The following is a 25,789-nucleotide window of genomic DNA, read 5'->3' as shown; positions in this document are numbered from 1 at the left end:
CGGCCGGAGGATCAGCCGGCGGAGACCTCGCTCCGCTCCGCGTCCCGCACCTGCGGGGCGTCGGCGGCGGACCGGCCACCACCGACCTTCTGCCGAACGACGGCGACGACGAGCACCATCGCCGCGACGAGCAGCGACAGCAGGATGGTCCGGCGCCCGTCGTGCTCGGTGTCGGTGAGCATGTAGCCCAGGATGAACACGATCAGCGCGGCGGTCGCCCATGTCAGATACGGGTACAGCCACATCTTCACCACGAGCTTCTCGGGCGCCTCGGCCTTGATGATCTTCCGCATGCGCAGCTGGGAGAAGCAGATCACCAGCCACACGAACAGGGCGACCGCGCCGCTGGAGTTCACCAGGAACAGGAAGACGGAGTCCGGGAACTTGTAGTTGAAGAACACCGCGACGAAGCCGAAGGCGACGGACGCGAGGATCGCCGTGCGCGGCACGCCGTTGGAGGTCGTGCGGGCGAAGGCCTTCGGCGCGTCACCCCGCCGGCCGAGGGAGAAGGCCATGCGGGAGGCCGTGTAGAGGCCGGAGTTGAGGCAGGACAGCACCGAGGTCAGCACGATGAAGTTCATGATCTGACCGGCGTGCGCGATCCCCAGGGAGTCGAGCGCGGCCACGTAGGAGCCGTCCTCGGTGATGGACTTGCTGTCCCACGGCAACAGGCACACGACCACGGCGATCGAGCCGAGGTAGAACACCGCTACACGCCAGATGATGCTGTTGGTGGCCTTGGTGACGGCCTGCCGAGGGTTTTCGGACTCACCGGCGGCCAGGGTGGCGATCTCGCTGCCCATGAAGGAGAAGACGACGAGCAGCACACCGGTGAGGATGGCGCCGGCCCCGTGGGGCAGGAAGCCGCCGTGCCCGGTGAGGTTGCCCAGCCCGGCCTGCTCGCTGTCCACGCCCGGCAGCAGCCCGAAGACGGCCAGTCCGCCGATGACGATGAACGCGGCGATGGCGACGACCTTGATGCCGGCGAACCAGAACTCGAACTCGCCGTAGGAGCCGACGGAGACCAGGTTGGTGGCGGTCAGCACCAGCATCACGATCAGGGCCCAGCCCCACTGCGGCACGGCCGGTATCCAGCCCTCCAGGATCACCGCACCGGCGGTCGCCTCCACGGCGAGCACGACCACCCAGAAGAACCAGTACAGCCAGCCGATGGAGAACCCGGCCCACGGACCGAGCGCCCGGTCGGCGTGCGCGGAGAAGGAACCCGAGGTCGGGTTGGCGGCCGACATCTCACCGAGCATCCGCATCACCAGCACCACGAGCGTGCCGACGAGCGCGTACGACAGCAGGATGCCGGGCCCGGCGGTGGCGATACCGGAGCTGGATCCCACGAAGAGTCCGGCGCCGATCACACCGCCGATGGCGATCATCGACAGATGCCGGTTCTTGAGCCCGGCCTGCAGCCCGGAGCCCTGGGCTTCGGGTTCTCCGGGTTCTTCGGGGTCGTTTCCGGGCTTGGTCATGGTCGGCTGCGAGGTCATGGACGGGTTTCCTTTGCGCCGGGGAGCTGTACTTCCGTACGGGACCGCCCGAGCCGTACGAACGGGGTGTGTCGCGGCACGACGGTGTACGGGGGCTCGTACGAGCGGTGTACGAGCTGGTCCAGTGAATCGGAGGCTAACGATCAGGAGAACCTACGAAACCACATTGTTGCTCGAGGTTTTACTGAGTTTTTGTAATGTGGCTCACGCGGGGCCCGGGTTTTCCTGAGCGACACCCCGCGCGCTTGCCCCGAAACGCCCGTGTCACACTCGTCCCATGCGCGTGTACCTCGGCTCGGACCATGCGGGCTACGAACTCAAGAACCACCTCGTCGAGTGGCTGAAGGAGGCGGGTCACGACCCCGTCGACTGCGGCCCGCACCTCTACGACGCTCAGGACGACTACCCGCCCTTCTGCCTCCGGGCGGCGGAGCGCACGGCCGCGGACCCCGACGCCCTCGGCGTCGTCATCGGCGGCTCGGGCAACGGTGAACAGATCGCCGCGAACAAGGTCAAGGGCGTCCGCGCGGCCCTCGCCTGGAGCGAGGAGACGGCGGCCCTGGGCCGCCAGCACAACAACGCGAACGTCGTCGCGGTGGGCGCGCGCATGCACGCGCAGGACGAGGCGACGAAGTTCGTGGAGATCTTCCTCGGCACCCCGTTCTCCGGTGACGAACGTCATATCCGCCGCATCGACATGCTGTCGGCCTACGAGACGACCGGCGACCTGCCTCCGATCCCCCCGCACCACCCGCAGCAGTAGGCCCCCGGGCCAGTGCGCTGACGGACGGACTCGGGCAGCCGCGTGGAGCGGCTGCCCGATCCGGCGTGGGGCTGCCCGAGCTCGGTCGCAGCCCGAGTGCCGGGGCGGCTCAGAGGCACCCCCGCGGGGTGCGGAGGTGAACCCCCGCGGGGGTGGGCCTGCGCACCGGGGGCGGCCTCGCCGCCTGCCCAACCGCCCAACAGGGTTCACCGAACGGCTGAGGCAAGGGCGACGACCGCAAGGAGAACCGTGCCGGAAGGCCACACGATCCACCGCCTGGCGCAGGACTACGGCGCCGCCTTCCTCGGCACGAAACCCCGGGCAACCAGCCCCCAGGGCAAGTTCACGGCCGCCGCCGCCCTCCTCACCGGCACGGAACTCACCCACACGGAAGCCCACGGCAAACACCTCTTCCTCGGCTTCCGCGACACGAGCTGGATCCACATCCACCTCGGTCTCTTCGGCAAGGTCACCTTCGGCCCGGCTCCCGCACCGCCCCCCACCGACACCGTCCGCCTCCGCCTGGCCGACGACACCGCCTACGTGGACCTCCGGGGCCCCACCACGTGCGTCCTCATCACACCCCCGGAGAAGCAGGCGATACACGACCGGCTGGGCCCCGATCCCCTCCGCGACGACGCCGACCCGGACACCGCGTTCCGCCGCATCTCCCGCAGCCGTACGACGATCGCCGCCCTCCTCATGGACCAGAAGGTCATCGCCGGCGTCGGAAACGTCTACCGCGCGGAGGTCCTCTTCCGGCACCGCGTCGACCCCTACCGTCCCGGCAAGGACATCACCCCCGCCGAGTGGCACGCGATCTGGACCGACCTCGTCGACCTCATGCGCGAAGGCGTCCGCAACAACCGCATCGACACCGTCCGCCCGGAGCACACCCCGGAGGCGATGGGCCGCCCGCCCCGCGTGGACGACCACGGCGGCGAGGTGTACGTCTACCGCAGGGCCGACCTGCCCTGCCACATCTGTGGCGGCGAGATCCGCACCGCCGATCTCGCCGCCCGCAACCTCTTCTGGTGCCCGGCCTGCCAACGCCCCTGAGACCGCCCGGGGTTCAGAACCCGTGCGGCAGTCACGGCACCGCGCCCGTCCTGAATCCGGGCGAGCCTTGGTAAGCGCCTCCGGGGCGCAACGCTCCTGGGACCGCCCGGGGTTCAGAACCCGTGCGGCAGCCACGGCACCGCGCCCGCCCCGAACCCGAGTGACGCCTCCGCCAGTGCCCCCCGCCGCAACTCGCGCACCCGCCCCGCGGCGCCCAGCGAGGCCAGGGACACACCGCCGAGATAGGCCGCGCCCAACTCCCGTACGGACAGTGCCAGATCCGCCGCATCCGCCGTACGCTCGCAGGACGCCCCCTTCGCATCCCCGCTGAGCCGCCAGCGCCCGGCGTTCCAGGGGCAGAACGTGTCCTCCACCTCGAACACCACGTCCACCGGCGTCTGATACGTGCGCGCTTCCAGCGCGGCCCCCACCTCCACCGGCCGCACGTACAGGGAGTCCCGCAACCGCAGATTGCACCGCCGCAGGTCGGATGCCAGGTACTGCCACGGGTCGTCCACCGGCCGCCCTCGCACGGCGACGGTCGAGGTCAGGTCGATCCCGAACAGGAACCGCCACAGCGCCGCGTCCGCCGCGGGGTCCAGCGCGGCCGAATCCTCCAGGACGACCTTGCCGTCGGGCCCGGGCGACTCCCACACCGGCTTGACGCGATAGCGCGCGTACCCGACCGTCTCCCCGTCCCGCTCGGCGAGCACGCACTGCAGGGGCGACGCCCCGTCCCGCTCGCTCTCCGGATCGAGCACCCCGAGCCGCTCCCAACCGGGCCGCCGCTCCAGCATCCCCGGCCGCGCCGGCACCAGCCGGGCGTACACCGCCTCGCACACATCGAGCACTTCGGCCGGCGCCGCGTACCGCACCCTTACGTCGTCCGTACCGGCCGACACCGACAGCCGCACCCGGCTCGTGTCGATCTCGGCATACAGCGAGAAGGTCGCGTTGCCGTATCCGAACCGCCCGTAGATCGCCGGCTCGGACGCGGTGAGCACGGCCAGCGGCTCACCCCACGAGCGCACATCGTCCAGCTGCCGCCGCATCATCGAGGTCAGGATGCCGCGCCGGCGGTGTGTGGCGGCCACGCTGACCATCGTGACGCCCGCGACCGGCAGTGAGGCGCCGCCGGGCACGGTCAACCGGAAGCTGAACGCCCCGGCCGTACCCACGCACTCGTCCCCGTCCCAGACACCGAGTGAACGGTCGAACTCGGTCAGGGAGTTCCACAACTCCCGCTCCTCGGCGGCCTCCGGCACCCCTCCGAAGCCCCGGATCAGGGTGTTGTACCACTTGTCCCATTCATCCTGTCGAAGGACCCGCAGGTCGGTGGAGAGGCCGTTCGCGTCAGATGCCATGAGCCATGCCTACCAGGGCCATGCGGGACGAGCGACGGAATTTCTCCCCGGTTGACGGCAGCGCTGCGCGCGGTGAAGTTCACTGTGAAGTCGGCCCTCGGACGGGGGACAAGTGGGACCTCCCGTGCCAAGGGGCTGGTCCGATGGATAGGGTCCCGAACTAATGGCATCAGGACGGCAGCGGCGCGCGGAAGCCGACACGTTCACGGCCCGGTTGAAGAAACAATGGCACCGGGTCCGCGTCGGCGTGCGCCGAGCCGCCGTGGACTACTTCCGCGGCAACGGCTCGGACTGGATCGCCCTGGCCGGGCTGCTCCTGATGGTTCCCCTGATCGCGGCGGCTACGCTGGCCAACTCGGTGTGGTTCTCACCGGCCGCGCTGGTCCTGCCGGTTGTCGTCGGCGGACTGCTGCTCCGGCCCGCGAGCCTGCTCGGGCTGTACGCGGCGGCGGCCACGGCCCTGATCGTGGAGGCGGTACGGCTCGGCCCGTACACGGAGGGCGCGTCGAGGGTCACCCCGGGCATCGTCCTCGTGGTCGCGGCCTGCGGTTTCTTCGGGCTGCTCCTGGCCCAGTTCCGCAGCCGGGTCGGGGTGCCCTGGCGGCGTGGCGGCACCATGCTCTTCGACCTGCGTGAACGCATCCGGGTGCAGAGCAAGCTGCCGGACCTGCCGGACGGCTGGCACCGGGAAATGGCCCTGCGCCCGGCGGGCGGCCAGTCCTTCTCGGGCGACTTCGTGGTGGCGGCCCGCACCAACGGCGGCCGTACGCTCGAAGTCGTCCTCACCGACGTCTCCGGCAAGGGCATGGACGCGGGCTCCCGCGCCCTGCTGCTGTCCGGCGCGTTCGGCGGCCTGCTCGGCTCGCTCCCGCCGCACGCCTTCCTCCCGGCCGCGAACGGCTACCTCCTGCGCCAGGACTGGGAGGAGGGTTTCGCCACCTCCATCCACCTGGTCCTCGACCTCGACTCCGGCGACTACGAGCTCTACTCCGCGGGTCACCCGCCGGGCCTCCAGCTCAGCGCCGGCAGCGGTCGCTGGGAGGAGAAGGCAGCCGAGGGCCCGCTCCTCGGGGTCTACGACGGTGCCCAGTTCGACCCGGTGAAGGGCTCGCTGCGGCCGGGGGACGTGCTGATGCTGTTCACGGACGGCCTGGTGGAGACCGCCGACCGCGACATCGTCGAGGGCATCGACCGCCTCACCGGCGAGGCCGACCGCTATGTCGCCGGCGGCTTCCACGGCGCTGCCTGGCACCTCATCGAGGCCGTCGCCAAGGACGTCAACGACGACCGGGCCCTGCTGCTGATCTGCCGCGAGGGACCGACGGCGGCCGCGACCCGCTGAAGCGGGGTCCTCCTCCGGGCCTCGGGCGGAGCGACCACGGTCTCCTCCTGGGGCCCGGCCGCCGTCCGGGGGGTCGATGAGGGGCCTGGGCTTCCAGGCGGCGCTGCGTGGGGAGACACTGAAGCGGTGACCGAGACATCCCCCATGACACCGGCCCAGGTGGAGGCCACCGCCCGGGCCGCGCACGCCGGCCAGACCGACAAGGCGGGCCGGCCCTACGCCGAACACCTCCGGGCCGTGGCGGAGGGCGTACGGGCCCGGGGCGGCGACGAGGAGCAGATCGCGGCGGCCTGGCTGCACGACGCCGTGGAGGACGACGCGCTCTCCCTCGAGTGGCTGCGCGGGGCCGCGCTGAGCAGCCGCACGAAGGACATCGTCCTCGCCGTCACCAAGCGGGAGGGGGAGTCGCCGGAGGAGTACGCCGCGCGGATCCTCGCCACGCCCGGTGCGCTGCTGGTGAAGGAGTCGGACCTGGCGCACAACGCCGACCCGGCCCGCCTCGCGGTCCTCGACGAGGCGACCCGCACACGACTGACCGAGAAGTACGCGCGGATGCGCGCACTTCTCGGTCTCGTCGGATGAGTCCCGCCCCGAGGGTCAGGCGTTGAGCTTCTCGCGGTCGCGCTCGCGCCGCTCGGCGCCCTGGCGCTCGCGGGCCAGCTCGGCGGCGTCCCGCTTGAAGGCCCAGTCCATCTTCGGCTCCATCGCGAACCGGAAGACGCGCCGCACGGGCCCGGTGCACAGCACCGTCACGACGGCGGCCGCGAGGGCGGTCACGAAGATCTCACCGGCCGGGTGGTGCAGCCAGGACGCCTCGAACCAGCCCTGGTAGTCGCCGGCCTTCACCAGGAAGCCGTGCAGCAGGTAACCGTAGAGCGTGCCGGCGCCCAGGGCGGTGAACCACATGTGGCGGCGCGGCACCCAGGCGAAGAAGCAGGCCGTCAGCACCAGGGAGCAGCCGAACATCGCGAGCACCATGACCGGGCCGGTCCACCACGGGGCGCCCAGCTCCTGCGCGGCGTCACGGTGGTAGAACCACGCGGTGTTCATGCGCGGCACCGCCCACCAGCTGAAGGCCAGCGCGACGGCGAACAGCGGCACCGAGGCGATCCGCACCGAACGGCGGCGCACCATGTGGAAGTGCTCGGGCTTCATCACCAGGCCCAGCACGAAGAACGGCAGGAACTGCAGGACGCGCTGCAGGTCCAGGTCGTCACCGATCTCCGGGGTGACGCTCGCCAGCATGGCGAGACCGAGCGCCAGCGGCAGCGGCCAACGCACCAGGTTCCAGATGGGGGTGGTGAGACGCCAGACGAAGAGCGCGACCAGGAACCAGGTCAGGTACCAGGGGTCGAGGAGGCTGATCTCCTGATGCGGGTCGTTGTCGATGACCCGCTTGAAGAGCGGATAGGCCGTCTCGAAGACGATGTACGGCACGGCGACGCCGGTGATCAGGCGCTTCAGCCGGTCGGGCCGCATGTCGAAACTGCGGGAGAAGTAGCCGGAGATGATGATGAACGCCGGCATGTGGAACGCGTAGACGACCTGGTACGCCGCCTCCAGTACCCGGCTGTCGCCCTTGAGCGGCTCCCAGGCGTGGCCGACGGCCACCAGCACGATCGCGAGGTACTTGGCGTTGTCGAAGAACGCGTCGCGTTGTCTGCCGTTCTGCTTCTTCTGCGTGCTCTGCGGCGAGCGCGGGCTCGGCACTCCGTCGACCGGCGACTGTGCCGGGGGAAGTGGCGCCCTGCGGTCGCCGTTCGGTCGCAGCGAGTTCGTCACAGACCCTCCCACCAGGTGCTCGGGGAGACGATCCGGGACCTCGCTGCGCGTGCGGGGGACGAGGCAGCGTGGAACATCTGAGGCACCCTAGCGTTCCCTGCAGCTATTCGTAAAACGCCGGACGTGATTCCTGGCTATTCGCTGCGGGTACCCCGGATTACGGGTAGTTGACGCCGCTGTCGGCGTGATGGTCGACACATCGTCTGATGCCGGAATGTGGACATGTCCAGGCCCTGCTTGTCGTGATACATCCGGACTAAGCGACGCATAAGACCAGCAGGCGACTCCTGTGGAATGTCTGATTCCGCCCTCTTCGACGCCTGCTCCGCACGGGTGTTGGTGAGTCTGTGGCAACAATTCGAATTAGCTGCGGACGCGTTGTGTGGAGACGGAAAGGAAGCGGTCGAATTCCCTGTGCGGGTGGCCCCTCGAATTGCCGTACGACTCCCCGGTGTCGACTCCCGCGCACGGGCGACACCCGCGGGCGGGGACGACACGGGCGCAGTCGATGCGCCACCGGCCGCATAGCCAGGCCACGTTGGTGGCACGATGGTCCTGGCGGGGTGCGCGGGGTCGCGTCCCCGGGCCGGGCTAGCGGACCGACCGAGGGTGTGATCAGTTGTGGCCATTTCACTGTCTGTGGTGCTGCTGTTGGCGATCATCCTTGTGGTGTTGCTGAGAGGAGGATCGATCAAGGCAGGTCCCGCGATCGTGGCGGTCCTCTTCGGCTTCTTCCTCGCCTCGACCGGTATGGCCGACGACATCCAGCGATTCCTCAACTCGATAGCGGAGACCATCAACTCCATCAGCTTCTGACGGGCGGGACGCGACCGCGCCACCCGAGCCCCGCGCCGCGGGTCCGCGGCGCGGACGGATACGCTCGCCCCGACCACAGGACGGTGCGTGACGGGGGGAACGTAGGGGGATGGCGCTGCGCGATTCCGACCCGGCGGAGGTGGGCGGCTACCGCATCGAGGACCGTCTCGGCTCCGGCGGCATGGGTGTGGTCTACCTGGCCGGCTCCGCCTCCGGCCGACGCCTGGCGGTCAAGGTCGTGCACAGTCAGTACGCCGACGACGACGAGTTCCGCACCCGTTTCCGCCGCGAAGTGGCCGCCGCCCGCCAGGTCAGCGGCGCCTTCACGGCCCCCGTCGTCGACGCGGACGCCGACGCCCCCCACCCCTGGATGGCCACGCTCTACATACCGGGCGCGGACCTCGGCACCCACGTCCGCGAGCACGGCCCGCTCCCGCTGCCCCGTCTGCGCGACCTCGCCGCCGGCCTCGCCGAGGCGCTGCGCGACATCCACCGCGCCGGAGTCGTCCACCGCGACCTGAAACCGGCCAACGTGATGCTCGCCGAGGACGGCCCCCGCGTCATCGACTTCGGCATCTCCCGCGCCGCCGAGTTCGCCGCCTCCGACGTCCTCACCCAGACCGGCCGCGTCATGGGCACCCCGCCCTTCATGTCCCCGGAACAGTTCGCCGCCCCCCAGGACGTCGGACCGGCCGCCGACATGTTCTCCCTCGGCTCGGTCCTCACCTACGCCGCCACCTGCCGCGGCCCCTTCGACAGTCCCAGCCCGTACGAGACGGCCCTGCGCGTCGTCGAGGGCGAGCCGGACCTCACCGGCGTCCCCGCCGAACTGCTCCCCTTCATCCGCCTCTGCCTGGAGAAGCACCAGAAGTCCCGCCCCGCCGCGCACGAACTGTTCACCCTGCTCCGCGAAGGCGGCGCCCCCGGCACACGCTCCGCGCCCGGCACCGGCACACCACGCCCCGTACGCCCCTGGCCGGGCGCACGGCCGACCGAACCGGCCGTCACGGCATGGCCCGACGCGGCCCGCACCGAGCGGGGCGAGACGTCCCGTCCCCTGCCCGACGAGGCGGACGGCGGGGTGGACGCCGAACGGCCCGACGCGCGGCGCCCCCGACTCGACAAGACCCCGGCGAACCAGGCCCAGCCGCCACGTGACCCGGCCGGACCCCCGGAACCCGAGGCCGGCCGCAGGCGCCGCCTCCGGCGCGGGCTGCTGCTGGTCTCGGCCGCCGTGAGCGTCGCCCTCGCCGCGGTCGTCACCACGACCGTCACCCTGATCCAGGACGACGACCGCCCACCCTCCTCCTCCACCACCACCAGGACGGCCGACCTCCCCGAGGGGTGGAAGCCGTGGGTCGCCACGGCGAAGGCCCCGGTGGACAGCGAGGGCGGTCTGGGCGGGCCCGACACGTCCTTCAAGAGCTGCTCCGTCGTCGACGCCTCTCTCGTGTGCGCCGGATCCGACCTCATGGCGACGCGCTTCGGTCTCGCCGACGGTCGCAACACCTGGAGCCGGCCCGTCGACACCACACCTGACGGCGCCTCCGGTGACGAGGGCGCGCTCATCGGCACCGGCGACGGACGCGTCTACGCCTACGGGGCCGAAGACCCGGTAGGCGCGAGCGGCGTGGGTTCCAGCTACACGGTCCACGCCCTGGCCGCCGACACCGGCAAGGAGCTGTGGCGGACCCCGACCGGCAGCGGCGAGACGGCGAGAGTCCCCGAGGGGCCCCGGGGCGGTGCCACGGCCGTGTCCGAGGGTGTCGTCACCTTCTACGGATCGCGGGGCGACGAGTACGCCCTGCTCGACGCGGAGACCGGCAAGGTCCGCTGGCGGCAGCCGGAGCCGGGCGCCCGGGGCGACTGCTCGCTGGATTCGGCGGCCGACCGTGCCTACGTGATCTGCACGACGGAGGCCGACGACGAGAAGCGCGCCAGGACCACCGTCTCCCAGATCGATCCGGCCACCGGGAAGTCCCGCTGGACCGTCGAGGCCAAGGGCGCCTTGGAGCTGCTCGGCGCGCAGGAGGGACATCTGGTGTTCGTGGACGGCACGTCCACCGCCCGCGGCCTCACCCTGATCGACGCCTCCTCGCACGAGCTCACCGTGCGACGGCTGGCGAAGCCCCGGCCCGAGGCGTCGAGGGCGTACCTGGTCCGAGGCACCCTCTACTTCACGCGCGGCAGCGGCGGCGTCCGCGCCGTCGCGCCGCTCACCGGGCGCACCCTCTGGGAATCCAACTCCACCCTGGAGCGGCAGGGGCCGCCGACCGCCTCCGCCACTCACGTCTACTTCGCTTCGCCCAGTGGCCGCCTCGCCGCCCTGAACGCGCGCAGCGGCAAGGTGGAGGCCACCCGGCTCGGCCGCGACGACGGCGGCCGGGTCGACAGCATGTTCGTCACCTCCGGAGCGCCGCTGTCGCTCGTCGGCGACGCCCTGTACGTCCCGTACGGCGTCCGCTCCGTCTACAGCGTCGACGTCCGGGACCTCTGACCCCGGCAGCGGTCCACGGCGGTCCGGCCCGTCTCACCGGCCGAGACCCGGCTCCCGGAAAACACTCAGGGCCGGGCCGGAGGAGTGATCCTCCGGCCCGGCCCTGAGCCGGATGGAGCGGGCGACGGGAATCGAACCCGCGTAGCTAGTTTGGAAGACTAGGGCTCTACCATTGAGCTACGCCCGCACAGCACGCGCCGCGGGTCGGGTGACCGCGGCACTGAAGGCATCGTAGCGGGTCGGTCCCCTCCGTCGCACACCGTGTTCCCGACGGAGACGGCGCGGCGCGCACCCTGTGGAAATACGGCGGTCACACCGCCTCGCGGCATGTACCCTACGTCTCGCACCAGACGGGGTGTGGCGCAGCTTGGTAGCGCGTCCGCTTTGGGAGCGGAAGGCCGTGGGTTCAAATCCCGCCACCCCGACCAGCCACCCGATCACTCGCGTGATCGCCCATCCGATCGCTTTACGTGATCGCCTTTTGGGCGGTGTAGTCGCTGCCGTTACTATGCAAGCTGCACGCCCGTGTGTCTCATCGTCTGAAGTCCTCCGGGCGGCGAAGTCCGCCGGGCCGTTCTGGCCCCGGCAGAAACCAAGAAGTCAGCCACAAGGAGACCGAACCGTGAAGAGCGCCGTGGAGACCCTGAACCCGACTCGGGTTCGGCTCACTGTCGAGGTGCCCTTCGAGGAGCTCAAGGACAGCCTCGACGCGGCGTACAAGAAGATCAACCAGCAGGTCACGGTGAAGGGCTTCCGCAAGGGCAAGGTCCCGGCCCGGGTCATCGACCAGCGGTTCGGCCGCGGTGCGGTTCTGGAGGAGGCGGTCAACGACGCGCTTCCGAAGTTCTACACCGACGCGGTCAACGAGGCCGAGCTCAGCGTGCTGGGCCAGCCCGAGGTCGACATCACGGAGCTGAAGGACGGCGAGACGCTGAACTTCACCGCCGAGGTCGACATCCGCCCGACCATCGAGATCCCGGACTTCTCCGGCATCGAGGTCGAGGTCGACGCGGTCGAGGTCACCGAAGAGGACGTCGACAAGGCCGTCGAGGAGCTGCGCGAGCGCTTCGCCTCCACCGCCCCGGTCGAGCGTGCCGCCGAGGACGGCGACGTCGTGACGATCGACCTGCGCGCCAAGGTCGACGGCGAGGTCCTCGAGGACGGAGTCGCGGACGGTGTCTCCTACACCATCGGCTCCGGCGAGCTGCTGGACGGCATCGACGACGCCGTGAAGGGCCTGGAGGCCGGTGGCGAGGCCACCTTCGCCTCCGAGCTCAAGGGCGGTTCGGCCGCCGGCAAGGAGGCCGAGGTCACCGTCAAGGTCACCCAGGTCGCCAAGCGCGAACTGCCCGAGCTGGACGACGAGTTCGCGCAGCTCGCCTCCGAGTTCGACACCATCGAGGAGCTGCGCGCGGACAGCCGCAAGCGCCTCGAGAACATGAAGCAGTACGACCAGGCCACGCAGGCCCAGGAGCGCGTCCTGGAGAAGCTGCTCGAGCTGGTCGAGGTCCCGGTCCCCGAGAAGCTGCTCGAGGACGAGATCAACACCCGCAAGCACAACCTCGAGCACCACCAGCTCGGCCAGATGGGCCTCGACCTCGCGAAGTACCTGGAGATCCAGGGCAAGAGCGAGGAGGAGTTCGACGCCGAGACCAAGGAAGCCGCGGTCAAGGGCATCAAGACGCAGTTCGTGCTCGACGAGCTCGTCAAGCAGGAGAAGCTGAACGTCAACCAGGAGGAGCTCACCGAGCACCTCATGCGGCGTGCGGCCTCCTCCGGCATGTCCCCCGACCAGTTCGCCCAGGCGGTCGTCGAGGGCGGTCAGGTTCCGCTCCTGGTCGGCGAGGTCGCCCGCGGCAAGGCCCTGGCCGTCGTGGTCGAGAAGGCCACGGTCAAGGACACCAACGGCGAGATCGTCGACCTCGACGACGAGGACGAGACCGAGTCCGCCGAGGCCGAGGCCACGGAGGCCTCCGCCGAGGAGACCCCGGCCGAGGACGCCCCGGCCAAGGACAAGACCGAGGGCTGAGCCCCGGCACCGGTGAGTTCATGAGAAGGCCCCGGGGTGCGAACCCCGGGGCCTTCTTGCCGCCCGCGGGGGCAGCGCACCTCAGGGGCGCGGGGAACGGCGCGAGTGACCACGACGCGCCCGCAGCCGCCGATGGACCCAACCGCCCCGCCGAAGCCGTGCTGCGCTACGCCCCCGGCGAACACTCCCATCTCCGGGATTCCCCGAAGGGACCCGCGCGTTAGGGTCCATGAATACGAGGGCAGTGGAGTCCCCGAACGGCTCCTAGCCCCTAGGGAAACGTGAGACGGCCCGGCGCCGTCGTAAGACGAGCAGGTGGATACGTGACGAATCTGATGCCTTCAGCCGCCGGCGAGCCTTCCATCGGTGGTGGCCTCGGTGACCAGGTCTACAACCGGCTGCTCAACGAGCGGATCATCTTCCTCGGCCAGCCGGTCGACGACGACATCGCGAACAAGATCACCGCGCAGCTGCTGCTCCTTGCCGCCGACCCGGACAAGGACATCTACCTGTACATCAACAGCCCCGGCGGTTCCATCACGGCCGGCATGGCGATCTACGACACCATGCAGTTCATCAAGAACGACGTGGTGACCATCGCCATGGGCCTCGCGGCCTCGATGGGCCAGTTCCTGCTCAGCGCCGGCACCCCCGGCAAGCGTTTCGCGCTGCCGAACGCCGAGATCCTGATCCACCAGCCCTCCGCCGGCCTCGCCGGCTCGGCCTCGGACATCAAGATCCACGCCGAGCGGCTGCTGCACACCAAGAAGCGCATGGCCGAGCTGACCTCGCAGCACACCGGCCAGTCGGTCGAGCAGATCACCCGCGACTCGGACCGCGACCGCTGGTTCGACGCCTTCGAGGCCAAGGAGTACGGCCTCATCGACGACGTCATCCCCACGGCCGCAGGCATGCCGGGCGGCGGCGGCACCGGGGCCTGAGCGGTCCCCACGGGGCCTGTGGCGCCCCGTGAGGCCCACGGAGCCCTCCCGGGCCCCCAGCGACCCCAGAAAGCCCCAGCCGACCGCCTCAGCCCCTATCAGGAGACACCGTGAACCAGTTCCCCGGCAGTGGGATCTACGACCGCCAGCCCGCCGTGCAGGACATGAGCGACTCGCAGGGCCGCTACACCGGCCCGCAGGCCGAGTCCCGCTACATCATTCCGCGCTTCGTCGAGCGCACCTCCCAGGGCATCCGCGAGTACGACCCGTACGCGAAGCTCTTCGAGGAGCGCGTGATCTTCCTCGGCGTCCAGATCGACGACGCCTCCGCCAACGACGTCATGGCGCAGCTGCTGTGCCTGGAGTCGATGGACCCCGACCGTGACATCTCGGTCTACATCAACAGCCCCGGCGGCTCCTTCACGGCGCTCACCGCGATCTACGACACGATGCAGTACGTGAAGCCGGACATCCAGACGGTCTGCATGGGCCAGGCGGCCTCCGCCGCCGCGATCCTGCTGGCTGCCGGTACGCCGGGCAAGCGCATGGCCCTGCCGAACGCGCGGGTGCTGATCCACCAGCCGTACAGCGAGACCGGCCGCGGTCAGGTCTCCGACCTGGAGATCGCCGCGAACGAGATCCTCCGGATGCGCGCGCAGCTGGAGGACATGCTGGCCAAGCACTCCACCACGCCGGTCGAGAAGATCCGCGAGGACATCGAGCGCGACAAGATCCTCACGGCCGAGGACGCGCTGAGCTACGGCCTGATCGACCAGGTCATCAGCACCCGGAAGATGGACAACTCGAGCCTGCGCTGAGGCGAGAGGCTGTATCGTCTGCCGCCCCTTGGCATGGTTTGGCTCGGTTCACGTCAAAGCGAACCGCGCCAAGGGGGGCCGGACGGGTGGCCCGGCAAGGTACCGTCGGACATAAGGCAGCACCAGGAGTCCGCTGGACGTCGCGTCCAGGAGTCTCCCAGGCGAAGGGGAAGCACACCGTGGCACGCATCGGTGACGGCGGCGATCTGCTCAAGTGCTCGTTCTGCGGCAAGAGCCAGAAGCAGGTCAAGAAGCTCATCGCAGGGCCCGGTGTGTACATCTGCGACGAGTGCATCGACCTCTGCAACGAGATCATCGAGGAAGAACTCGCGGAGACCAGCGAGGTCCGCTGGGAGGAACTCCCGAAGCCGCGCGAGATCTACGAGTTCCTCGAGGGCTACGTGGTCGGCCAGGAGGCCGCCAAGAAGGCCCTCTCCGTAGCGGTGTACAACCACTACAAGCGGGTCCAGGCCGGCGAGAACGGCGGGGCGAACGGCCGTGACGACGCCATCGAGTTGGCGAAGTCGAATATTCTGCTCCTGGGCCCCACGGGCTCCGGCAAGACCCTCCTCGCGCAGACCCTCGCGCGCATGCTGAACGTCCCCTTCGCGATCGCCGACGCCACGGCTCTCACGGAGGCCGGTTACGTCGGCGAGGATGTCGAGAACATCCTGCTCAAGCTGATCCAGGCGGCCGACTACGACGTCAAGAAGGCCGAGACCGGGATCATCTACATCGACGAGATCGACAAGGTCGCGAGGAAGAGTGAAAACCCCTCGATCACGCGCGACGTCTCGGGCGAGGGCGTCCAGCAGGCCCTGCTGAAGATCCTGGAGGGCACCACCGCCTCGGTTCCGCCGCAGGGCGGCCGTAAGCACCCCCACCAGGAATTCATCCAGATCGACACGACGAACGTGCTGTTCATCGTGGGCGGTGCCTTCGCCGGACTGGAGAAGATCATCGAGTCCCGGGCCGGCGCCAAGGGCATCGGCTTCGGCGCGCAGATCCGCTCCAAGCGCGAGATGGAGTCCAAGGACCAGTTCCAGGAGGTCATGCCGGAGGACCTGGTCAAGTTCGGCATGATCCCCGAGTTCATCGGCCGCCTGCCGGTCATCACCTCGGTCCACAACCTCGACCGTGAGGCCCTGCTCCAGATCCTCGTCGAGCCGCGCAACGCGCTCGTCAAGCAGTACCAGCGCCTCTTCGAACTCGACGGCGTGGAGCTGGACTTCGAGCGCGAGGCCCTCGAAGCCATCGCCGACCAGGCCATCCTCCGCCAGACCGGCGCGCGTGGCCTGCGCGCCATCATGGAGGAAGTCCTCCAGGGCGTGATGTACGAGGTGCCGTCCCGCAAGGACGTGGCCCGGGTCGTCATCACGGCGGACGTCGTCCAGTCGAACGTCAACCCGACCCTGATCCCGCGGGACGCGCGCAACGGACGCGGCCCGGGCGAGCAGAAGACGGCGTGACACAGGCGTAAGGGAAGGGGCCCCGGTCGACGACCGTGGCCCCTTCCTCTTTGTGTCTTCGGCGTCGTCAGGCCTTGACGCGGATCTCCGGGCGGATCTTGGTGGTGATGTCGACGGCGGCGTCCTTGCTGGTCTCCTGAGTGGCCTCACGGGACGAGACCACGGCGATCGTGCTGTAGTCCGCCCAGGCGCAGAACCAGTTGGTCTGTTCCTTCTTGGTCACCAGGTCCTGCCCCTTGGCCGCCTGGCACTTCATGACCGCCCCGTCGAGGTCAGCCTCCTCCGGCTCACCGATCAGTTCCGTCTTGGGGCCGGTGCTGCCGGAGGATTCCTTCTCGGACGACTTCTTGAAGTTGGCGAAGAACGTGTCCAGGGCCGCCTCGGGGTCGGAGATCTCGCCGTAGACCCCGAAGAACGAGGCGGTCTTGGCCGTGGCCAGCGAGGCGGCGGACGACGGGTCGTTGGGGTCGTACTTGCTGATGTCCACCGTGGAGTAGGTGCCCAGCACCGACTTGCCGTTCTTGACGCCGCTCTTCTCCAGTTCCCTGGTGGAGTCGTCGCCCGCGGTCGCCCCGTCCTTCGACATGCGGTTGTACTCGCTCAGCACCTTCGCCGGAGTCGCCAGCTTGTGCGGGCCGTCGTCCTCCAGGGCGCCCGCGCCGCCGCCTCCGCCGATCACGAAGTACGCGCCCACGCCGATCGCCGCCACGACCGCGACCGCGCCGATGATCAGGCCCGTCTTCTTCTTGCCGCCACCGGGAGCCGGGGGGTGGGGGACGCCGTAGGGGGCCTGGCCGTAGGGCGGTTGCTGGCCGTACGGGGGCTGCTGACCGTAAGGGGCCTGCTGGGGCGGGACGCCCTGCGGGGGCTGCTGCGGGTAGCCGTAGCCGGGCTGGGGCGGAGGGGCCTGCTGGGGGTAGCCGTAGCCGGGCTGGGGCGCCTGCGGCGGCTGGCCGTACGGGCCCGGCTGGCCGTACGGGCCGGGCTGCTGGGGCTGCCCGCCGTACGGGCCCGGCTGGTTGTAACTCATGTTCTGGGTTCCCCTCCAGATGCGTGTGTCTTCCGGTCATCCTGGCGCAGACCCGCCGTGTGCATGGCATCGGGGGGCCCATCGTTACGAAGCAAACGCGTTTCGGTACGGGCCGGTGACACCTCTAAACTGACCCCGTGACCGAGAACGCTCAGCAGCAGCCACCAGCGCCCAGCACCGACCTGCCGACCCAGTACGCGCCGGCCGACGTGGAGGGGCCGCTGTACGAGCGCTGGGTGGAGCGGGGTTACTTCGAGGCGGACGAGAAGAGCGAGAAGCCGCCCTACACCATCGTCATCCCGCCGCCGAACGTCACGGGCTCGCTCCACCTGGGGCACGCCTTCGAGCACACGCTCATCGACGCCCTGACCCGCCGCAAGCGCATGCAGGGGTACGAGACGCTGTGGCAGCCGGGCATGGACCACGCCGGTATCGCCACGCAGAACGTCGTCGAGCGGGAGCTCGCCAAGGAGGGCAAGTCCCGCCACGACCTGGGCCGTGAGCCGTTCGTCGAGCGCGTCTGGCAGTGGAAGGGCGAGTCCGGCGGGCAGATCAGCGGCCAGATGCGGCGGTTGGGCGACGGCGTCGCCTGGTCGCGCGAGCGCTTCACGATGGACGAGGGCCTGTCCCAGGCCGTCCAGACCATCTTCAAGCGCCTCTACGACGACGAGCTGATCTACCGCGCCGAGCGCATCATCAACTGGTGCCCGCGCTGTCTGACGGCCATCTCGGACATCGAGGTCGATTACCAGGACGACGACGGCGAGCTCGTCTCCATGAAGTACGGCGACGGGGACGACACCATCGTCGTCGCCACCACCCGCGCCGAGACGATGCTCGGGGACACGGCCGTCGCCGTCCATCCCGGGGACGAGCGGTACAAGCACCTGGTCGGCAAGCTGGTCAAGCTGCCGCTGACCGACCGCTCCATCCCGGTCGTCGCCGACGAGCACGTCGACCCCGAGTTCGGCACGGGTGCCGTCAAGGTCACCCCGGCGCACGACCCGAACGACTTCGAGATCGGCCAGCGCCACGGCCTCCCCGCCCTGACGATCATGGACGAGCACGCGGTCATCACCGCCCACGGTCCCTTCCAGGGCCTGGACCGGCTGGAGGCCCGCTCGGCGATCGTCGCCGCGCTGCGCGCCGAGGGCCGGATCGTCGCGGAGAAGCGGCCCTACGTCCACTCCGTCGGCCACTGCTCGCGCTGCAAGACGACGATCGAGCCGCGCCTGTCCATGCAGTGGTGGGTCAAGGTCGGCCCGCTCGCGAAGGCCGCCGGTGACGCGGTCCGCGACGGGCGCGTCAAGATCCACCCGCAGGAGATGGAGAAGCGCTACTTCGACTGGGTCGACAACCTCCACGACTGGTGCATCTCGCGGCAGTTGTGGTGGGGCCACCGCATCCCGGTCTGGTACGGCCCCAACGGCGAGGTCGTCTGCGTCGGCCCGGACGAGGAGCCGCCGAGCGGCGAGGGCTGGCGCCAGGACACCGACGTCCTCGACACCTGGTTCTCCTCCGGCCTGTGGCCGTTCTCCACGCTCGGCTGGCCCGAACAGACCGAGTCGCTCGCGAAGTTCTACCCGAACTCGGTCCTGGTCACGGGCTACGACATCCTCTTCTTCTGGGTCGCCCGGATGATGATGTTCGGCCTGTACGCGATGGACGGCACCCCGCCGTTCCACACCATCGCCCTGCACGGCATGGTCCGCGACCAGTTCGGCAAGAAGATGTCGAAGTCATTCGGCAACGCGGTCAACCCGCTGGACTGGATGGACAAGTACGGCTCCGACGCCCTGCGCTTCACCCTCGCCCGCGGCGCCAACCCGGGCGTCGACGTCCCGATCGGGGAGGACTGGGTCCAGGGCTCCCGCAACTTCGCCAACAAGATCTGGAACGCGACGCGCTTCGCGATGATGAACGGCGCGACGATCGAGGGGCCGCTGCCGGACGCCTCCAAGATGTCGGCGACCGACCGGTGGATCCTGTCCCGCCTGAACTCCGTCGTCGCCGAGGTCGACGCGTTCTACGAGGACTACCAGTTCGCGAAGCTCTCCGACGCCCTGTTCCACTTCGCGTGGGACGAGGTCTTCGACTGGTACGTCGAGCTGTCCAAGACGACGTTCCAGGCGGGCGGCGAGGCGGCCGAGGTCTCTCAGCGGGTCCTCGGCGAGGTCCTCGACGTCACGCTGAAGCTGCTGCACCCGGTGGTCCCGTACGTCACCGAGACCCTCTGGACCACGCTCACCGGCGGCGAGTCGGTCGTCATCGCCGACTGGCCGAAGGACAGTGGCTTCCGGGACGCCGACGCCGAGCGCGAGATCGAGAGCCTCCAGTCGGTCATCACCGAGGTCCGCCGCTTCCGCGCCGACCAGGGTCTCCAGCCCGGCCAGCGGGTCCCGGCCCGGCTGGCCCTCGACGGCACCCCGTTCGCGCCCCACGAGGCGGCCATCCGCCAGCTGCTCCGCCTCCAGCCGGAGGGAGAGGCCTTCACGGCCACCGCGACCCTCCCGGTCGCCGGTGCCGAGGTCGCCCTGGACCTCTCCGGCACGATCGACGTGGCCGCGGAGCGCAAGCGCCTGGCCAAGGACCTCGCCGCGGCGGAGAAGGAGAAGTCCCAGGCCAACGCCAAACTCGGCAACGAGGCGTTCCTGGCGAAGGCCCCCGACCACGTCGTGGACAAGATCCGCACCCGCCTCACCAAGGCGGACGAGGACATCGCCCGCATCCAGTCCCAGCTGGAGCGCCTGCCGCAGGCGTAAGGGTGCGTACGGTCGGTCGTGCAGGCCCCGATGCTGCTCAGCGCCGGGGCCTGCACGCGGTTCGGGGGCGCGGGGAACCGCGCGAGCGACCCCCACGGACCCGCAGCCGCTCAGGGACATAAGCCACCGCAAGCAATGTCAGTCGGTCTCCGTAGACTGGGCCCCGTGAGCGAGCTCCCTCCAGACCACAACGCCGACGACCAGCCCGACCCCCTCACCGCCTTCGACGAGATCATCGCGGAGGAGACCGACCGCGACCCCGACCTCGCGGTCATCGAAGCCGGCAGCCGAACCCTGCGCACCCAGGGCGGCCCGCCCGACGCCGACATCCCCGCGCGCCCCGCCGACCCCGAGGTCGACAAGGCCCTGCGCGAGGTGGAGACAGAGCTCGCCACCCGCTGGGGCGAGACCAAGCTGGAACCCTCCGTCAGCCGTATCGCCGCGCTGATGGACGTGCTGGGGGAGCCGCAGCGGTCGTACCCGTCGATCCACATCACGGGCACGAACGGCAAGACCTCCACGGCCCGCATGATCGAGGCCCTGCTCGGCGCCTTCGAGCTGCGCACCGGCCGCTACACCTCGCCGCACGTGCAGTCGATCACCGAGCGCATCAGCCTCGACGGGGCCCCCATCGCGCCCGAGCGGTTCATCGAGACGTACCAGGACGTCAAGCCGTACGTGGAGATGGTCGACGCCGCGCAGGAGTACCGGCTGTCGTTCTTCGAGGTGCTCACCGGCATGGCGTACGCGGCGTTCGCCGACGCCCCCGTGGACGTCGGCGTCGTCGAGGTCGGCATGGGTGGCTCCTGGGACGCCACGAATGTGATCGACGGGGATGTCGCCGTGGTCACGCCCATAGACCTCGACCACACCGACCGGCTCGGCTCCACGCACGCCGAGATCGCCGCGGAGAAGGCCGGCATCATCAAGCAGGGTGCGACGGTCATCATGGCGCAGCAGCCGGTCGACGCCGCCCAGGTGCTGCTGAAGAAGGCCGTCGAGGTGGACGCGACGGTGGCCCGGGAGGGGCTGGAGTTCGGTGTCGTCGAGCGGCAGGTGGCCGTCGGCGGGCAGCTGGTGACGCTGCGCGGGCTCGGCGGCGAGTACCCCGAGGTGTACCTGCCGCTGCACGGCGCGCACCAGGCGCACAACGCGGCCGTCGCGCTCGCCGCCGTCGAGGCGTTCTTCGGTGTCGGCGCGCAGCGGCCCGACGCGCTGGACCTCGACACGGTCCGCAAGGCGTTCGCGGCCGTCGCCTCGCCGGGCCGGCTGGAGGTCGTGCGGCGGTCGCCGACGGTCGTGCTGGACGCCGCCCACAACCCGGCGGGTGCCCGGGCGGCGGCCGAGGCGATCGGGGAGGCCTTCCAGTTCAGCCGTCTCATCGGCGTGGTCGGCGCGAGCGGCGACAAGAACGTGCGGGGGCTGCTGGAGGCCTTCGAGCCGGTGTTCGCCGAAGTCGTGGTCACGCAGAACTCCAGCCACCGCGCGATGGACGCCGACGAGCTCGCCGGTATCGCCGTGGAGGTGTTCGGCGAGGAGCGCGTCCAGGTCGAGCCGCGGCTGCCCGACGCGCTGGAGGCCGCGATCACCCTGGCCGAGGAGGAGGGCGAGTTCGCGGGCGGCGGTGTGCTCGTCACCGGTTCCGTCATCACCGTCGGCGAGGCCCGACTGCTTCTGGGGAGAGGCTGAGTCACGTGCGCACGCTGTGTTCTTCGACCCTGATCGGCGAGTTCTTCGTCATCGGGTTCGCCGGTCTGGTCGCCATGAAGGACCCGGACCTGTCCATGACGACCGTGTGGACGGTCAGCGGCATCGCGATGTTCCTGTGCCTGGTGCTGTGCGGCCTGGTGACGCGCCCGGGCGGGGTCGCCCTCGGCTGGGCGCTGCAGATCGCGCTCATCGCGTCCGGGTTCATCGTGCCGACCATGTACTTCCTGGGCGCGATCTTCGCGGCGCTGTGGTGGGCGTCCGTGCACTACGGGCGGAAGGTGGACGAGGCGAAGGCCAGATTCGCGGCGCAGGCGAACTCCTCCACGCCTGACGCTGCGTAACGGGCGCCCCGACACGCCGGGTAATCTCGTCCCACCGCAAGACCTTCACCCATAAGGAGCCCGTCGTGAGCCAGCGCACCCTCGTCCTCCTCAAGCCCGACGCCGTCCGTCGAGGCCTGACAGGCGAGATCATCAGCCGCATCGAGCGCAAGGCGGGCTGGCGGATCACCGCGCTGGAGCTGCGCACCCTGGACCAGGACACGCTGGAGCAGCACTACGGCGAGCACAAGGGCAAGCCCTTCTACGAGCCGCTGGTGGAGTTCATGGCCTCCGGCCCGGTCGTGGCGCTGATCGTCGAGGGTGAGCGGGTCATCGAGGGGGTCCGCCAGCTGACCGGCCCGACCGACCCGATCGCCGCGGCGCCCGGTTCCATCCGCGGTGACTACGGGGTGATCGTCCGGGAGAACCTGATCCACGCCTCCGACTCCGAGGAGTCCGCCGAGCGCGAGGTGAAGATTTTCTTCCCCGGTCGGGCATAGCGTCCACACCTCACCAGCACATACGTCGGGTCCGGGGGCGCAGACCCCCGGACTGTGCGGCGTATGGGTGGCGATCGAGGGAACGATGGGCCCCGAACGCCCGTCTCCAGAAGCGAATGCGGTCGGCATCTGCTGACAATGGCGGAGACCCTCCCGCAGTGTTCGCGAAGGCGCGTCTACGATGGAAGCCTTCACGTCACAGCACCCACCTTTGCCTACCTGAAAAGCCCTCAAAAGCCAGTGGGAAGGCCAGACGAATCCTGATGGGGAACTCAATGTCGTTCATCGGCCGTGACATGGCTGTCGACCTCGGGACCGCCAACACGCTGGTGTACGTCAGGGGTCGCGGGATCGTACTCAACGAGCCGTCCGTCGTCGCGATCAACACCAACACCGGTGGCATCCTCGCGGTCGGCGCCGAAGCGAAGAAGATGATCGGGCGCACACCCGGCAACATCGTTGCCGTTCGTCCGCTGAAGGACGGCGTGATCGCCGACTTCGAGATCACCGAGCGGATGCTCCGCTACTTCATTCTGAAGATCCACAAGCGGCGGTATCTGGCTCGTCCGCGGGTCGTCGTCTGTGTGCCCTCGGGCATCACGGGCGTCGAGCGCCGCGCCGTCATCGAGGCGTCGTCCCAGGCCGGCGCCCGGCAGGTGCACATCATCGAGGAGCCCATGGCCGCGGCCATCGGCTCCGGCCTGCCGGTCCACGAGGCCACGGGCAACATGGTGGTCGACATCGGCGGCGGCACCACGGAGGTCGCGGTCATCTCCCTCGGCGGCATCGTCACCGCCCAGTCCATCCGTGTCGCGGGCGACGAACTGGACAACGCGATCATCCAGCACATCAAGAAGGAGTACTCCCTCCTGCTGGGTGAGCGCACGGCCGAGCAGATCAAGATCACGATCGGTTCGGCGTACGACCTCGACACCGACGAGCACACCGAAATCCGCGGGCGGGACCTGGTGTCCGGGCTGCCGAAGACCGTCGTCATCTCCGCCGCCGAAGTCCGCAAGGCCATCGAGGAGCCGGTCAACGCGATCGTCGACGCCGTCAAGACGACCCTCGACAAGTGTCCGCCGGAGCTGTCCGGCGACATCATGGACCGAGGAATCGTTCTGACCGGCGGCGGAGCGCTGCTGCGAGGCCTCGACGAGCGGCTGCGCCGGGAGACCGGTATGCCGATCCACATCGCCGAGGACCCGCTGGACAGCGTGGCGCTCGGATCCGGAAAGTGCGTCGAGGAGTTCGAGGCGCTCCAGCAGGTGCTGGACGCCCAGCCGCGCAGATGACATAACGCTTCGATTCCGCCGTACGGGACGATCTCCTCTCGTACGGCGGATCGTTGATACAGCTGCATAAGCTCCCACAAAGCAGCCCCTCGGGTTTCCCTGGGGCTTCCCGAATTCCTATGAGGAAGGGCACGGCCGCCGCACGTGAGGGACACACGAGAGAGCCGGCTGCTCCTGGTGCTGCTGATCGCCGTCGCGTTCGCGTTGATCACGGTGGACATCCGCGGTGGGGAGGACTCACCCGTCGACGGTGCCCGACAGGGCGCGGCGACGGTCTTCGGCCCGATCGAGAGCGGCGTCTCGGCCGCGGTCGACCCGGTCGGCAACGCGGTCTCCGCCATCCGCGACTCCGGTGAACGGCACGACCGGCTCGCCGCGCTGGAACAGGAGAACGCGGCCCTGAAGGCGCGGCTCGGCAGCGACGACCGCAGCCGCAGCCGCCTCGAGCAGCTCGACAAGATGCTGAAGATCGCCGGCCGGGGCCAGTACGGCATCAAGGGCGCCCAGGTCATCGCCATCGGAGCCGCGCAGGGCTTCTCCTGGACCATCACCATCGACGTGGGCGCCAGGGACGGCATCAAGCGCGACATGACCGTCCTGAACGGCGAGGGACTCGTCGGTCGCGTCACCACCGTCGGCCCCGACACGGCCACGGTCCTGCTGGCCAGCGACCCCGACTTCACGGTCGGCACCCGCATGGAGTCCGGCGACGAGCTCGGCTTCGCCTCCGGGCAGGGGGACCGCCCGCTGCGCGTCGAACTCCTCAACGGCAAGGCCGAAGTGAAGAAGGGCGACCGCCTGGTCACCTTCGGCTCGCAGGCCGACCGGCCGTTCGTACCCGGGGTACCCGTCGGTGTGGTCTCCCGCGTCGACCCCTCCGGCGGCGGCCTGACCCGCACGCTCTACGTCACGCCGTACGTCGGTTTCACCAAGCTCGACATCGTCGGTGTCGTCGTCGAGGCCCCGAAGAAGGACCCGCGTGACACGGTCCTCCCGCCCAAGCCCAAGCCGACCCCCCGGCCGACGGTCACGGTGACCGTGACGCCGTCGGCCGAGGCGCCCGTGGACGGCCAGAACCAGCAAGAGCAGTAGGAGCTGTCACCCCATGCGCGTCAACCGGATCCTGCTCTCCTCCGCCCTGGTCGTCGTCGCCCTGGTGATCCAGGTGAGCGTCCTCGCCCGCCTCCACCTGCCCGGCGCCGTGCCCGACCTGCTGCTGCTCACCGTGCTCGGCCTCGCGCTGGTGTACGGGCATGTGGGCGGCGCCCTGGTCGGCTTCGGGGCGGGCCTGCTCGCCGACCTGGCCCCGCCCGCCGACCACGCCGCCGGGCGCTACGCCCTCGTGCTGTGCGTCATCGGCTACCTCGCGGGCCTCGTGAAGCCCGAGACGGGCCAGCTGAAGTCCGCGACCGGCCCCATGGTCGTGGTGGCGGCCGCCGCGGTCGGCTCCACCCTGCTGTACGCCGGGGTCGGCGCCCTGGTCGGTGACGACGCCGCCCGCCATGTGGGCCTCGGCAGCCTGCTGTTCACGGCCGCCCTGTACGACCTGCTGCTCGCCCCGTTCGTCGTGCCGGGGATCATGGCCCTGGCCCGACGCGCGGAGAACGATCCGCTCGCCGAGACCGGCTCCGCCGCCAAGGCCGCGGACATCTCCTCCGGCTGGCTCGCCGGCGGCACCGGACTGAAGACCGGCGGCCAGCGCAACGGGATGCGGATGAGGGCGGCCCGGGCGCGGATGGCGCGCGCCGGGCGCATCAAGGGGGTCAAGCGGCTGTGACCGCAGGGAAGAT

General features: G+C 69.9%; 21 protein-coding genes and 2 tRNA genes. 18 read left to right on the top strand and 5 right to left on the bottom strand.

Annotated elements, in window-relative coordinates:
• Positions 1-11 precede the first annotated feature (11 nt).
• Positions 12-1,502: an amino acid permease gene (locus tag QNO09_RS18580; protein WP_283971311.1), complete on the bottom strand. Its 1,491-nt coding sequence runs from the start codon at positions 1,500-1,502 to the stop codon at positions 12-14.
• Positions 1,503-1,779: 277 nt separating this feature from the next.
• Between QNO09_RS18580 and QNO09_RS18575 the strand changes: the two genes are divergently transcribed.
• Both QNO09_RS18575 and QNO09_RS18570 read left to right on the top strand, forming a co-directional pair.
• Positions 1,780-2,265, top strand: coding sequence for a ribose-5-phosphate isomerase (locus tag QNO09_RS18575; protein ID WP_283971310.1), 486 nt, complete (start codon positions 1,780-1,782; stop codon positions 2,263-2,265).
• 249 nt (positions 2,266-2,514) lie between these two features.
• Positions 2,515-3,324 carry an Fpg/Nei family DNA glycosylase gene (locus tag QNO09_RS18570; protein ID WP_283971309.1) on the top strand — a complete coding sequence of 270 codons (810 nt, stop codon included), beginning with the start codon at positions 2,515-2,517 and terminating at the stop codon, positions 3,322-3,324.
• A gap of 113 nt (positions 3,325-3,437) precedes the next feature.
• Here the strand turns inward: QNO09_RS18570 and QNO09_RS18565 are convergent, their stop codons facing one another.
• Entirely contained in the window at positions 3,438-4,688 is a 1,251-nt protein-coding gene (locus QNO09_RS18565) for a GNAT family N-acetyltransferase (protein WP_283971308.1), read from the bottom strand.
• A gap of 163 nt (positions 4,689-4,851) precedes the next feature.
• Between QNO09_RS18565 and QNO09_RS18560 the strand changes: the two genes are divergently transcribed.
• Positions 4,852-6,030 carry a SpoIIE family protein phosphatase gene (locus QNO09_RS18560; protein ID WP_283971307.1) on the top strand — a complete coding sequence of 393 codons (1,179 nt, stop codon included), beginning with the start codon at positions 4,852-4,854 and terminating at the stop codon, positions 6,028-6,030.
• 144 nt (positions 6,031-6,174) lie between these two features.
• Complete coding sequence (locus QNO09_RS18555) at positions 6,175-6,612, top strand: HD domain-containing protein (protein WP_283971379.1); 438 nt, start codon at positions 6,175-6,177, stop codon at positions 6,610-6,612.
• 15 nt (positions 6,613-6,627) lie between these two features.
• Here QNO09_RS18555 and QNO09_RS18550 read toward each other — a convergent pair whose 3' ends face one another.
• Positions 6,628-7,740 (bottom strand): acyltransferase family protein, encoded by a 1,113-nt coding sequence (locus QNO09_RS18550; RefSeq protein WP_451521803.1) that lies wholly within the window; start codon positions 7,738-7,740, stop codon positions 6,628-6,630.
• A gap of 693 nt (positions 7,741-8,433) precedes the next feature.
• On the opposite strand from QNO09_RS18550, the gene QNO09_RS18545 reads away from it, so the two are divergent.
• Both QNO09_RS18545 and QNO09_RS18540 read left to right on the top strand, forming a co-directional pair.
• A complete protein-coding gene (locus tag QNO09_RS18545) occupies positions 8,434-8,628 on the top strand; it encodes a hypothetical protein (protein ID WP_003990237.1) in 195 nt (64 codons plus the stop codon).
• 109 nt (positions 8,629-8,737) lie between these two features.
• Entirely contained in the window at positions 8,738-11,125 is a 2,388-nt protein-coding gene (locus QNO09_RS18540; protein ID WP_283971305.1) for a protein kinase domain-containing protein, read from the top strand.
• A gap of 113 nt (positions 11,126-11,238) precedes the next feature.
• Here QNO09_RS18540 and QNO09_RS18535 read toward each other — a convergent pair.
• Positions 11,239-11,312: transfer RNA gene (locus QNO09_RS18535), tRNA-Gly, on the bottom strand.
• 164 nt (positions 11,313-11,476) lie between these two features.
• Between QNO09_RS18535 and QNO09_RS18530 the strand changes: the two genes are divergently transcribed.
• The 5 genes from QNO09_RS18530 to clpX all read left to right on the top strand — a co-directional run bounded on the left by QNO09_RS18530 (position 11,477) and on the right by clpX (position 16,382).
• A tRNA-Pro gene (locus QNO09_RS18530) sits at positions 11,477-11,553 on the top strand.
• Between the two features lie 194 nt (positions 11,554-11,747).
• A complete protein-coding gene (gene tig / locus QNO09_RS18525; protein WP_283971304.1) occupies positions 11,748-13,154 on the top strand; it encodes a trigger factor in 1,407 nt (468 codons plus the stop codon).
• Positions 13,155-13,489: 335 nt separating this feature from the next.
• The gene (locus QNO09_RS18520) at positions 13,490-14,095 is read left to right on the top strand and encodes an ATP-dependent Clp protease proteolytic subunit (protein ID WP_030818448.1); all 606 of its coding nucleotides are present in this window, start codon (positions 13,490-13,492) and stop codon (positions 14,093-14,095) included.
• A 110-nt stretch (positions 14,096-14,205) separates the two neighbouring features.
• Complete coding sequence (locus QNO09_RS18515) at positions 14,206-14,913, top strand: ATP-dependent Clp protease proteolytic subunit (protein ID WP_283971303.1); 708 nt, start codon at positions 14,206-14,208, stop codon at positions 14,911-14,913.
• A gap of 179 nt (positions 14,914-15,092) precedes the next feature.
• Positions 15,093-16,382 carry an ATP-dependent Clp protease ATP-binding subunit ClpX gene (gene clpX, locus QNO09_RS18510; protein ID WP_283971302.1) on the top strand — a complete coding sequence of 430 codons (1,290 nt, stop codon included), beginning with the start codon at positions 15,093-15,095 and terminating at the stop codon, positions 16,380-16,382.
• Positions 16,383-16,449: 67 nt separating this feature from the next.
• Here the strand turns inward: clpX and QNO09_RS18505 are convergent, their stop codons facing one another.
• Complete coding sequence (locus tag QNO09_RS18505; RefSeq protein ID WP_283971301.1) at positions 16,450-17,412, bottom strand: hypothetical protein; 963 nt, start codon at positions 17,410-17,412, stop codon at positions 16,450-16,452.
• 137 nt (positions 17,413-17,549) lie between these two features.
• Between QNO09_RS18505 and QNO09_RS18500 the strand changes: the two genes are divergently transcribed.
• The 7 genes from QNO09_RS18500 to mreD all read left to right on the top strand — a co-directional run bounded on the left by QNO09_RS18500 (position 17,550) and on the right by mreD (position 25,776).
• Entirely contained in the window at positions 17,550-20,174 is a 2,625-nt protein-coding gene (locus QNO09_RS18500; protein ID WP_283971300.1) for a valine--tRNA ligase, read from the top strand.
• Between the two features lie 165 nt (positions 20,175-20,339).
• Positions 20,340-21,863, top strand: a complete 1,524-nt coding sequence (folC, locus tag QNO09_RS18495; protein ID WP_283971299.1) for a bifunctional tetrahydrofolate synthase/dihydrofolate synthase — start codon at positions 20,340-20,342, stop codon at positions 21,861-21,863.
• A gap of 5 nt (positions 21,864-21,868) precedes the next feature.
• Positions 21,869-22,225, top strand: coding sequence for a DUF4233 domain-containing protein (locus tag QNO09_RS18490; protein ID WP_283971298.1), 357 nt, complete (start codon positions 21,869-21,871; stop codon positions 22,223-22,225).
• Between the two features lie 65 nt (positions 22,226-22,290).
• Complete coding sequence (gene ndk, locus QNO09_RS18485) at positions 22,291-22,704, top strand: nucleoside-diphosphate kinase (RefSeq protein WP_283971297.1); 414 nt, start codon at positions 22,291-22,293, stop codon at positions 22,702-22,704.
• A gap of 275 nt (positions 22,705-22,979) precedes the next feature.
• Positions 22,980-23,999: a rod shape-determining protein gene (locus QNO09_RS18480; protein ID WP_006133575.1), complete on the top strand. Its 1,020-nt coding sequence runs from the start codon at positions 22,980-22,982 to the stop codon at positions 23,997-23,999.
• Between the two features lie 144 nt (positions 24,000-24,143).
• Complete coding sequence (gene mreC, locus QNO09_RS18475) at positions 24,144-25,091, top strand: rod shape-determining protein MreC (protein WP_283971296.1); 948 nt, start codon at positions 24,144-24,146, stop codon at positions 25,089-25,091.
• 13 nt (positions 25,092-25,104) lie between these two features.
• Entirely contained in the window at positions 25,105-25,776 is a 672-nt protein-coding gene (gene mreD, locus QNO09_RS18470) for a rod shape-determining protein MreD (protein WP_283971295.1), read from the top strand.
• The last annotated feature ends 13 nt before the right edge of the window (positions 25,777-25,789 follow it).

The sequence above is a fragment of the Streptomyces sp. 378 genome (assembly GCF_030124145.1).
Classification (GTDB): Bacteria; Actinomycetota; Actinomycetes; order Streptomycetales; family Streptomycetaceae; genus Streptomyces.
The sequence above is the reverse complement of the archived record's forward strand: the minus strand, read 5'-3'. Positions and strand labels throughout refer to the sequence as shown.

Excerpts from the sequence above, each read along its gene's own strand:
- QNO09_RS18560 (WP_283971307.1), top strand. The coding sequence starts at position 4,852 with ATGGCATCAGGACGGCAGCGGCGCGCGGAAGCCGACACGTTCACGGCC.
- QNO09_RS18505 (WP_283971301.1), bottom strand. The coding sequence starts at position 17,412 with ATGAGTTACAACCAGCCGGGCCCGTACGGCGGGCAGCCCCAGCAGCCC.
- mreD (WP_283971295.1), top strand. The coding sequence starts at position 25,105 with ATGCGCGTCAACCGGATCCTGCTCTCCTCCGCCCTGGTCGTCGTCGCC.
- QNO09_RS18520 (WP_030818448.1), top strand. The coding sequence starts at position 13,490 with ATGCCTTCAGCCGCCGGCGAGCCTTCCATCGGTGGTGGCCTCGGTGAC.
- QNO09_RS18555 (WP_283971379.1), top strand. The coding sequence starts at position 6,175 with ATGACACCGGCCCAGGTGGAGGCCACCGCCCGGGCCGCGCACGCCGGC.
- QNO09_RS18575 (WP_283971310.1), top strand. The coding sequence starts at position 1,780 with ATGCGCGTGTACCTCGGCTCGGACCATGCGGGCTACGAACTCAAGAAC.
- QNO09_RS18580 (WP_283971311.1), bottom strand. The coding sequence starts at position 1,502 with ATGACCTCGCAGCCGACCATGACCAAGCCCGGAAACGACCCCGAAGAA.
- QNO09_RS18565 (WP_283971308.1), bottom strand. The coding sequence starts at position 4,688 with ATGGCATCTGACGCGAACGGCCTCTCCACCGACCTGCGGGTCCTTCGA.
- QNO09_RS18540 (WP_283971305.1), top strand. The coding sequence starts at position 8,738 with ATGGCGCTGCGCGATTCCGACCCGGCGGAGGTGGGCGGCTACCGCATC.
- QNO09_RS18480 (WP_006133575.1), top strand. The coding sequence starts at position 22,980 with ATGTCGTTCATCGGCCGTGACATGGCTGTCGACCTCGGGACCGCCAAC.